We start from the raw sequence: 9,034 nt of genomic DNA, 5'->3' as shown, positions 1-9,034 counted from the left end.
GCAAAGATCGAGACTTAAAGATACAAAGACAACGGGTACTTTATCGGGGGCTTACCGAGAAAGGAATATTCAGAATTATAAAAAAAACTACGGGAGATGGCGAAAGTGCTGCCTCCCGTAGTTTTTGTTGAATGAATAAAAAGGATTTTGGGTTATAAATCTCCCGGCTTGCCCAAATAATAGGTGATTAACCTTACTTCCCGCACAGAAAAAGCCTTCGTTTTCGGATGAAAATCCGTAGAAAGTATTTCATCCATTAATGGTTGACACCTACGCATCCAACGACGAAGTTTATTTACTGAAGCGCGAACAGTTATATCAGGAAAATACATTTGGGCTAAGTCTTGTTTATTGTAGCATTTCACTACAAAATCCGGTTGATTCATTGTCTCTTTATACTTGGTTTATAAGCAATAAAGATACAAAATAATTCACCCATTTCCTACGTTTTTTTCATATTTTATTTCAAATTTACTAGTCTTTTCTTTCACTTTTGGTCTGACCATATCCATAGCCGTAACCATAACGTTTGCCATAGCCATAATGCTTGCCATACTTGCCGTAGCCGTAGTAATAACCGTATTTTCGCTTCTTCAGGTCTACACCGTTAATGACGGTACAAAGATTAGGCAGCTTCTTCTCAAAAGACAGTTCATTGATCAATGTATATTCCGCCTTATGAGTGTAGTCAGCACGGCATACGTAAACTGACAAGTCTGCTACACGACCTATTAATAAGGTATCCGTCACCATGCCGATAGGAGCAGTATCAAGGATGACATAATCGAAGTTCTTCTTCAAAGTTTCTATCGCTCTGTCCAAACCGTTACGGGCTAACAATTCTGTCGGATTAGGAGGAACAGTACCACCCGGAAGAATAAACAGATTCTTATTTACATCAGAAGGCTGAACAAGTTCCATCAAATCCGTTTCAGGATTGGAAAGATACTGAGTAATACCTCTCTCCTTATTAGAGAGCTGGAATACTTTATTCAACCCCGGCTTACGAATATCGAGTCCGACAATCACCACTTTCTTTCCCAAAAGAGAAAGACTGATAGCCAAATTCGACGAAACAAACGATTTTCCTTCACCACTGACAGTTGAGGTCACAAGGATCACCTTCTGATCATTATCTAGCATAAACTGAAGATTGGTCCGAATATTACGGAAAGTTTCACTCATCAGATTATTCTTGTTCTCGAAGACGGCGATAGAACCATTCTTATCATTCTTCTCATCAGTTAATGGAATATCACCGACAACAGGAACACTCGTTAGTTTCTCTACATCGGCACGACCTTCGATCTTGAATTTTGTCAGTTCAACCAAGTAGATGATACCAACCGGAATTCCAACACCAAGTACCAATGCAATCAAATAAATCATAGAGCGTTTGGGAGATACCGGAATATCGTCAGCTATCGCTTCATCAATAATTTTCGCATTATTGGCAGTGGCAGCAAGCGCAATCGCATTCTCTTCACGTTTCTGTAACAACATCAGATACAAGCCAGCTTTGATCTCCTGCTGACGGGCAATACTTACATAAGCACGTTCCTGTCCCGGAGCGTTGCTGATACGACGGGAATAACGACTTGCTTCACGGTCAAGACTCTCTTTAGTAATCATCAACCCCTGCAAGGTTCCTTCAAGAGTAGCCTGTACATTAGCTTTCATGGCACGGATACTCGTATCTAGATTCACAATCGTAGGGTTATTCTCTGTTGATGTACGTAACAGGCGTTTACGTTCCATCAACATCTCGTTGTAACGTTCAATAGCTCCAATCAAGGCTGCATCCTGCAAACCTACATTACTCGGCAAGACTTCGTATTCATTGCCTCGTAAATACTTACGCAAGTCATTCACCAAACTGATTTGAGTACGATTCTCTACGCTCTTCTTTTCATATTCCGCATTACCGGCCAAAGCTATCTGAGCTTCACTCGTCAAGTCCGTGATACCGGCATCACGCTTGAAGGACTCCAGATTAGCTTCCGTACTACCCAATTCTTTTGAAATAATATCAATACGTTCATCAATAAACTCAGCTGTCTTCTGGGCGATCTCGTTCTTATCATTGTTCGTATTGCGATTATACATTTCAAGCAACTGGTTGATAAAGTCCTGTCCACGCTGCAGACTGGAGTTCTTCAATGAAATCACAGCAACAGAAGTCGTTTTAGAAGTAGGAGCAATAGACAGACTGTTACAATAGTCTCTTGCCACTCTCATCGGTTTGTTTATTGTCGCAGTTATATGGCGTACGTTCTTCTCTATCCGAGGAACTTTAGTTCCATCTTGCAAAGTTACCGAATCAGCAGTCTGAAAGAAGGCCAGCGTGCCTTCATCAGTCGGGAAGATAGCAGGCAACTTCTCAAAATGCTTCTGATAGCCCTTCTCACCCACAGTCACATTCACATCCATACTACCTTTAGGCTGTAAAGTCATTTCCACCATCATCGGTGCATTCAATTTTTCAGCCTCTTGAGGTGTCAAGCTCACCTGCACCGGAGATGTCTTATATAGACCTTTAGCAGGAAATTCATCCTCATCTTTATAAGTTATATACAATCCCAACTGATTCACAACCTCTTTTACAAGTGTTTTCGAACGCAGAACTTCCAACTCGTTATCAATGTTTTTAGAAGAAGTCATCACACCGCTTAACCCCATATCCTCCAGTTCCGAAGAAAGTCCTGCACCTCCGCCTTTCTTCTCGTCTTTTATTAGGACGGTAGCGGAAATATTATAAATGGGTGTAGCCCAATGCAAATAAAACCATGCACCAACAAAACATAGCAACACCGCACCTACAAACCAGGGCCAGTGAATGATGTATTTAAAAAGAAGTGTCCGGAAATCAATTTGCTCCTCAGTCAATTCACGTTCCTTCACGTTTTGATTTTCTTCCTTCATAACCCTTTCTTTTTATTTCAAGATGTTAAACAATAAACTGGCAATAGAAACAAGGATCGAAGTAGCAGAGAACCACAAGCTTGTACTAGTGCCGATATCCGAATTTCGTGCTTTCGCTTTATTGGGAGTCACGTAGATGATATCATTCTGCTGCAAATAGTAATAAGGAGAAAGAATAGTTTCCGCCTTGTTCAGGTCCAACGGAATAATTTCCTGCTTACCATTGGCATTCTCCCGTATCAGCTTAACATCATCACGCAGGCCGTATACAGTCATATCACCTGCCATAGCCAAAGCTTCCAAGATGTTCACCTTTTCATTGGAAATCGTGAATGTACCAGGACGGGCAACTTCTCCAATCACAGAAATCTTATAATTTACCATACGTACCGTTACAATAGGAGTTTCCGTAATATAAGGTTTCAGTTTTTCCACGATCATTTGTTCGGTCGCCTTCTTTGTCAATCCGCCTACATGAAGTTCACCCAATACGGGGAAATTGATATTACCATCGTTATCAACTAAATATTGCTGTAGAACAGGCTGTGTAGTTGTATAACTCAAAGCAGCATTACTCTGCGTAGCCACTGTTAAGTTGAAAGGCGCAGCCAATTCAGGACTGGTACATGACACCACTATTGTCAGCAGATCCTTGGGCATAATCTTAGCATCATAAAGTTCTGCATCCTGGGTATTGTACAATACAACTTCAGCATCCTGCAGGTAAGGTACTTTTTTGTAGGACTGGCAGCCGGTAAACATTAATGCCGCCAATACGCAATAGAATAATTGTTTCAATCGTTTCATATATTTCTTTTTGCTGGGGTTATACAATTCTTCGCAAGACCGGATACCCCATTTAGCACGGTCACTACGGTATATGATTGGAATTCTCGGGTAAAGTATTTTCATATTTTCTTTTATGTCGAAATAAACAGACGTAGGATACCTTTATTGTTCCTCCTGCTTCTTCTTTCGCCCTCCGGTATACCCGTCCATATCCCTCATCCCCGCTATGTCGAGGAACATTTTCAGTTTCCACTCCTCCAGCGTGCCTTAATTGATCTTTCGACGGACAAATTTTATCTTATTCAAGAGCCGGGTATGTTTATTCGGGAAGTGACGGTTTTCCAGAACATACGCCCTTAACTCGTCACAGAAGGCGATAAAGTTCTGATCGTTCTTTCCTGACATTCATTCGCTGTTAATGGCGTTCATATTCTGATATCCGATTGCCGCACGTTTTGTTTCCACTCCCTCCTCACGGACTATGACTGCCTCCAGCCTTCGTGCGACATCAAAGAAAGACATGGGATCGTTATAGTCCAGCTCAGAGAGGGCATTATCAAAGTCATCGATCTCAGTTTTGGAAGGGGAGGGGATGACCGGCATATCCGGTTCTGCCGCCAATTTCTTCGCCTTCTTTCAGGCTTTTTTCAGGACGGAATCAAGGTGGGGCAAACAATTCCCGCAATTCATCGACCATCAACAGATTCCCCTTCCGCGTCTTCTTGTCATAACACACAGAGACCAAGAGAAGCATCTTCAGGGTATCATAGGTCCGACGGGAAGCTTTTACCACAGGGATATCGGGACTCGCCTTGACAAACTCCCGGACCAGTTCCAGTTCCTTCACGCAAAGCTTTTCCAATACCTCTATCGGATTTGACTTGACGTAAGAGTCGATCTTCTCAATCATGGTAGGCTTACCCGCTGATTCACTGATGGGCACACCAAGGAAGGCGACAATTCGGGAAAGTGACTCCTTATAGACAAGCCCCAAATTGCTACGGTATATAAACGATGTTATGCTCATCGTCTTTTTATGAAAAATGTAAGATAAATTCATTATGGTTGATATTAGTAGACTTCTGTCAAACCGCAGACATTAGCCCTACTTGTGTTGACAGATAACCATTATTACTTTTTGAGAGCTTCGAGTGCTTCAATGACGTCTTCAAGGCTAATCTGCATACATCGAGCCACATACTCAGCTGTCAACATACACAGAGACTCACCATTGCGCTGTTCCATTCCAACAAAATCAGTAACACGTTTTTTTAATTCTTCTGTGATCATAGTCATTATGGTTTAGTTTGTGAATAAATATTGTTAATTCGTCAAGTATTTAGGTCTTGCAAAAACCTCTCTACATCTTCTAAAGAGACATTAAGGGTTTGCGATATGTATTGGGGTGAAATAGGATCAATGGAACCGGTCTGACGTTCCATACCAATGAGATACTCGATATTCTTTTTTAAACCACCGAGAGAGTTAGAGAAGGGTGTTGGACAAGAATCTTGAATATTCTTTGACTGGAATTCCTCAAATATTTCGCTTCCATCCTCTCCGTACTTACCATCTTTTGCCTCATAGATAGCAGATGGTTCAAGAACTTCTACTGTGTGCCAAGCACCTGCTGGTACAACACAACCGAAATTACCTATTGTTGGATCAAGGTGAACACGTTCAGTTTCATTTCCATGTTCATCGTAAAGAACTTCGATGAGTTTGCCACAAAGAAGAATTACATTTTCATTACTATTCGGATGACGATGAATGGGCACAACAGTTCCTGGCATCAACACATTAAGCATGCGTTGACTACCATCATCGGAACTTGTACGTAAATCATAGTTTTGACGTAAGCGTGGATTCACCTGTGCTTGGTCAAAAAGTTCTGATATAAGTTTATGATCAATTTGAATCATAGAGATTATTTTGAAAGAGAAGCAAGGTACTCCTCATGAAGGTGATAGTATTTTTTCTTGAAAAGAATATAAACTACAGCAAGTATAATGATAGTTGATACCAAATAAATCCAATGTGCAACTGTTGTACTAGGACAAAGATAAATGAATCCCAAAGAAATTGCGAACTGCATTACGGCATAGAGGCTAGAAACCTTTACATGACCAATTTTCAATTCATTCGCCATCAGCTGATATGCATGTTTGCGATGTGCCTCTCCCAAGTTCTCATGAAGCATAATGCGGTGGCAGATTGTCAAGCAACCATCCACACCATAGACAAGCAAGAATATCAAATATGTCACATCTCTAGTCATTAGGATAAGAGATCCAATCATAAACAAAAGAATATAAGCCACTCCGATAGAGCCCACATCTCCAGCAAAGCATTTTACTTTTCTCTTTGGTCGGAAGTTAAACAGACAGAATACTATGTCCGCAATAATTACCACATAAATGAGACTCTGATCGACAAAGCCCATGGAACTGTTCAAGATAGCAAGTGGCAGCAATGAAGCCATCGTATATGCTCCAGTAATGCCATTTACCCCATCCATAAAGTTGATGACATTCGATGCTCCCACGCACACGATCAATGCCAGGATTACAACCCACCACATATCCAAGTGAAGAATATCCAACTGGTAGAACATCATTGTCATTGCCACGAACTGCACAACCAGTCGCACACAGTCAGGCAGCGAGCGGATATCATCAATGAAGCTGATTCCAGCAATCAATGAAACTGCTCCAAGAAACCAAGGATACAAAACCGAAGCACCAACTATACCAGTCGAAGCAAACATGCTCCATATCCATAGCGACAACAAGAAAATAATACCGCCACCACGAAGCACAATCATAGAATGCGATGAGCGCTCATTCGGCTTATCAATGATATTGAACTTGTCGGCAATCTTGAAATATGCCAACTCCAAGACTAAGAGAATTACGAATATGAATGCTAAAATCAAATATGAGTTCATAATAAGTATAATTATTTACTAAACACAATATCATCAAGATTACTCAAGCACTTCTCTTTATCAAAGTTCTCCTTGTAGAACTTCAATCCGCAAGCACCCTTCGCATTCAAAGTCTCCTTGTTCTCATCCGCCAGACGTATAACCAACTTTGCCAGCCCCTCAGCATCACCAGCCGCCACCAACCAGCCACACTCTGCAGCCTTCACCACCTCAGCCCCCTCACCATTCAGGCACGCAATGATCGGACGGCCACTCGCCATATAACTACTTATCTTAGCAGGCGCATACAAGTTAAACAGAGGCGAGTCAGTAAGCGACACCAGCATCACATCTGCCTTCTCAAAGAACAATGGCATCGTTTCCGAAGGATAGCGGCCCAAAGTCAGTACCGTCTCCTCCAGCCCATGTTCTTTCACAAACTGCTGCACCCAAGGTAACCTGCGACCATCGCCCACTATCACCCACTTGATATCCTTACGTTCCTTAGTCAGTAAAGTCGCCTGCATGTTACACTCCATACCTTGAGCCTCACCCACAGCACCTGCAAACATCACCTTGAAACCTGAAAGGATTTCGGGCAAAGAATAGTTTGGAGGTAAAAAAGGGGTTGAAGGGGAACCATCCGACCACTGAGGATAATATACAATCTTACCCTTATAATCTCCGTAGGTACGAATACTCTGATCAAAGCTCTTAGAACTCGTCAGTATCTTGTCGCTCCACTTATACTCCTTCTTCACAAACCAGTCGAAGAATCCGAGAATATGCTTGTTGCTGATGCCACCTGCAGCTGACAAACTCTCCGGCCAAAGGTCCAGCACCCAAGTGTACAGCAGCACTTTCTTCAGTTTCTTATATAGTACAGCAGGCAACGACATCATCACAGGTGACAACTGCTGGCAGAATACAAAGTCAAATTCGAACGATTTCTTGAAACCCAAAAAACCTTTGAAACTATCTGCGAACACCTTCCAGAGTACATACATGCATGCCACTATGAAATAGCTGAAATAATTCAGCATCAACATGATCTTACTATCATTACCACGAGGCACAATCGGCAGATGTGTCACATGAACACCTTTTATGGTTTCTTGCCTCTTCTTAAATACCCCATATCCTTTATGGAACACCCCATCCGGATAGTTAGGAACACCTGTCACCACATGCACCTCATGCCCCTCTTCCGCCCAATGAAATGCGATATCATTGCCACGAAACACCTCCGGATAAAAGTACTGGCAAACAAACAAAATTCTCTTCTTCTGATTATCAGTAGCCATATAATTCAATAATGATTTTAACCTTGATTTTTTTATAATTTATATATTCATGGAGTTTTCTACACCCAAATCGATACACCCTCCACATAGGACTCCAGAACCAAGCCCAATGATCAAACCTCCAGAATCGGAACGTCTTACTGTTCACATACCAAAAACTCGTCCATCGCTTACTCAAGTCCTTTCGGTTCTCATCCATGTGTCCGAAGTTGCCAGTACGGTTAATCTCATCTAGTACTAATCACTCATCCTCCTCATTTGGAGCCCAAAGCATTTGCCCCCTTTCAAATTCCAACACCTCTCCCAGAGCCCACATCAAAGCAGACGCAAACCTATCCAATCCTAAGCCATGAATATAATTTTGCAATCATTTGTGTTTAACAAAAGAAAATAGTAGTCCATGAGTTGACGAAGACGAAGACCAATCCCCTCCATATACCAATGGTGAGAGATATGTACCATCTGATGCACTAAATTAACCGAGAGAGTAAGAACAGATATGGAACCTATACCATTTGGCAATTCTATCCGATTCTCAAAACACCTCTCACCTTCCTCTTTAAAGAACTTATACAGTTTCTGGTTCTTGATGGGGTTATGCATAATGAACGGACGGTAATGAATCTCCACGTCTGGAAAGCAATGATAATAAATCTCCAATTCATTCACCTCATCCGTTGGGAACGTCTTGTTTACATACTTCATCACCTTCTCGTATCCACCCTCTTCTCTGCCACCTCATAGTCGAAACTGATCTTTGGGAACTCGAAGTAGCACGACCTTACGGTTTCTAAATCGGAGATTTCTGCGGGTACATACTTGTGCACGATATCCATCATGTAGCCTAAGCGGAAGGAAAAAATACCACCATTCCAATAAGCTCCCTCTGCAAGGAATTCCTTGGCACGGTCAACGGTTGGCTTCTCGGTGAAACATGTTACACGCTTATGTTCTGAAAACCCTTCAACTAAACTAAGGGCAGGTTAATTACACGAATCTTTATCTTTCTCCGGCACTACATAGCCGTATTTCTCAGAGGGATAGGTTGTATACCCATCAAAACCAATTCTGCCACATCCAGTTTTACGCACTC

General features: G+C 41.9%; 9 protein-coding genes and 1 pseudogene. All 10 read right to left on the bottom strand.

What is annotated here, in order from left to right; genetic code table 11:
• Positions 1-152 precede the first annotated feature (152 nt).
• Positions 153-386, bottom strand: coding sequence for a DUF4248 domain-containing protein (locus KTR07_RS24815; protein ID WP_008760682.1), 234 nt, complete (start codon positions 384-386; stop codon positions 153-155).
• A gap of 88 nt (positions 387-474) precedes the next feature.
• The gene (locus tag KTR07_RS24810) at positions 475-2,922 is read right to left on the bottom strand and encodes a tyrosine-protein kinase (protein WP_113748560.1); all 2,448 of its coding nucleotides are present in this window, start codon (positions 2,920-2,922) and stop codon (positions 475-477) included.
• Positions 2,923-2,934: 12 nt separating this feature from the next.
• On the bottom strand, positions 2,935-3,729 hold the full coding sequence (locus KTR07_RS24805; RefSeq protein ID WP_070750297.1) for a polysaccharide biosynthesis/export family protein: 795 nt from the start codon (positions 3,727-3,729) through the stop codon (positions 2,935-2,937).
• 249 nt (positions 3,730-3,978) lie between these two features.
• Positions 3,979-4,116: a hypothetical protein gene (locus KTR07_RS24800; protein WP_181590418.1), complete on the bottom strand. Its 138-nt coding sequence runs from the start codon at positions 4,114-4,116 to the stop codon at positions 3,979-3,981.
• Entirely contained in the window at positions 4,117-4,332 is a 216-nt protein-coding gene (locus KTR07_RS24795) for a hypothetical protein (RefSeq protein ID WP_070750281.1), read from the bottom strand. It abuts the gene before it with no gap.
• A gap of 37 nt (positions 4,333-4,369) precedes the next feature.
• Positions 4,370-4,738 carry a hypothetical protein gene (locus KTR07_RS24790; protein WP_070750280.1) on the bottom strand — a complete coding sequence of 123 codons (369 nt, stop codon included), beginning with the start codon at positions 4,736-4,738 and terminating at the stop codon, positions 4,370-4,372.
• Between the two features lie 104 nt (positions 4,739-4,842).
• Complete coding sequence (locus KTR07_RS24785) at positions 4,843-5,001, bottom strand: hypothetical protein (protein WP_165938116.1); 159 nt, start codon at positions 4,999-5,001, stop codon at positions 4,843-4,845.
• Between the two features lie 272 nt (positions 5,002-5,273).
• Positions 5,274-5,633 (bottom strand): annotated as a pseudogene (locus KTR07_RS28850) (WbuC family cupin fold metalloprotein); the annotation flags it as partial.
• 5 nt (positions 5,634-5,638) lie between these two features.
• Positions 5,639-6,658 carry a glycosyltransferase family 4 protein gene (locus KTR07_RS24775; RefSeq protein WP_070750278.1) on the bottom strand — a complete coding sequence of 340 codons (1,020 nt, stop codon included), beginning with the start codon at positions 6,656-6,658 and terminating at the stop codon, positions 5,639-5,641.
• Positions 6,659-6,669: 11 nt separating this feature from the next.
• A complete protein-coding gene (locus tag KTR07_RS24770; RefSeq protein ID WP_070750277.1) occupies positions 6,670-7,941 on the bottom strand; it encodes a glycosyltransferase family 4 protein in 1,272 nt (423 codons plus the stop codon).
• Between the last annotated feature and the right edge of the window lie 1,093 nt (positions 7,942-9,034).

It is taken from the genome of Bacteroides sp. MSK.20.82 (assembly GCF_019052485.1).
GTDB lineage: Bacteria > Bacteroidota > Bacteroidia > Bacteroidales > Bacteroidaceae > Bacteroides > Bacteroides thetaiotaomicron.
This window is presented reverse-complemented; position numbering and strand designations above follow the sequence as displayed.

Coding starts and splice junctions, on each gene's coding strand:
- KTR07_RS24815 (WP_008760682.1), bottom strand. CDS start 386: ATGAATCAACCGGATTTTGTAGTGAAATGCTACAATAAACAAGACTTA.
- KTR07_RS24810 (WP_113748560.1), bottom strand. CDS start 2,922: ATGAAGGAAGAAAATCAAAACGTGAAGGAACGTGAATTGACTGAGGAG.
- KTR07_RS24805 (WP_070750297.1), bottom strand. CDS start 3,729: ATGAAACGATTGAAACAATTATTCTATTGCGTATTGGCGGCATTAATG.
- KTR07_RS24800 (WP_181590418.1), bottom strand. CDS start 4,116: ATGTCAGGAAAGAACGATCAGAACTTTATCGCCTTCTGTGACGAGTTA.
- KTR07_RS24790 (WP_070750280.1), bottom strand. CDS start 4,738: ATGAGCATAACATCGTTTATATACCGTAGCAATTTGGGGCTTGTCTAT.
- KTR07_RS24785 (WP_165938116.1), bottom strand. CDS start 5,001: ATGATCACAGAAGAATTAAAAAAACGTGTTACTGATTTTGTTGGAATG.
- KTR07_RS24775 (WP_070750278.1), bottom strand. CDS start 6,658: ATGAACTCATATTTGATTTTAGCATTCATATTCGTAATTCTCTTAGTC.
- KTR07_RS24770 (WP_070750277.1), bottom strand. CDS start 7,941: ATGGCTACTGATAATCAGAAGAAGAGAATTTTGTTTGTTTGCCAGTAC.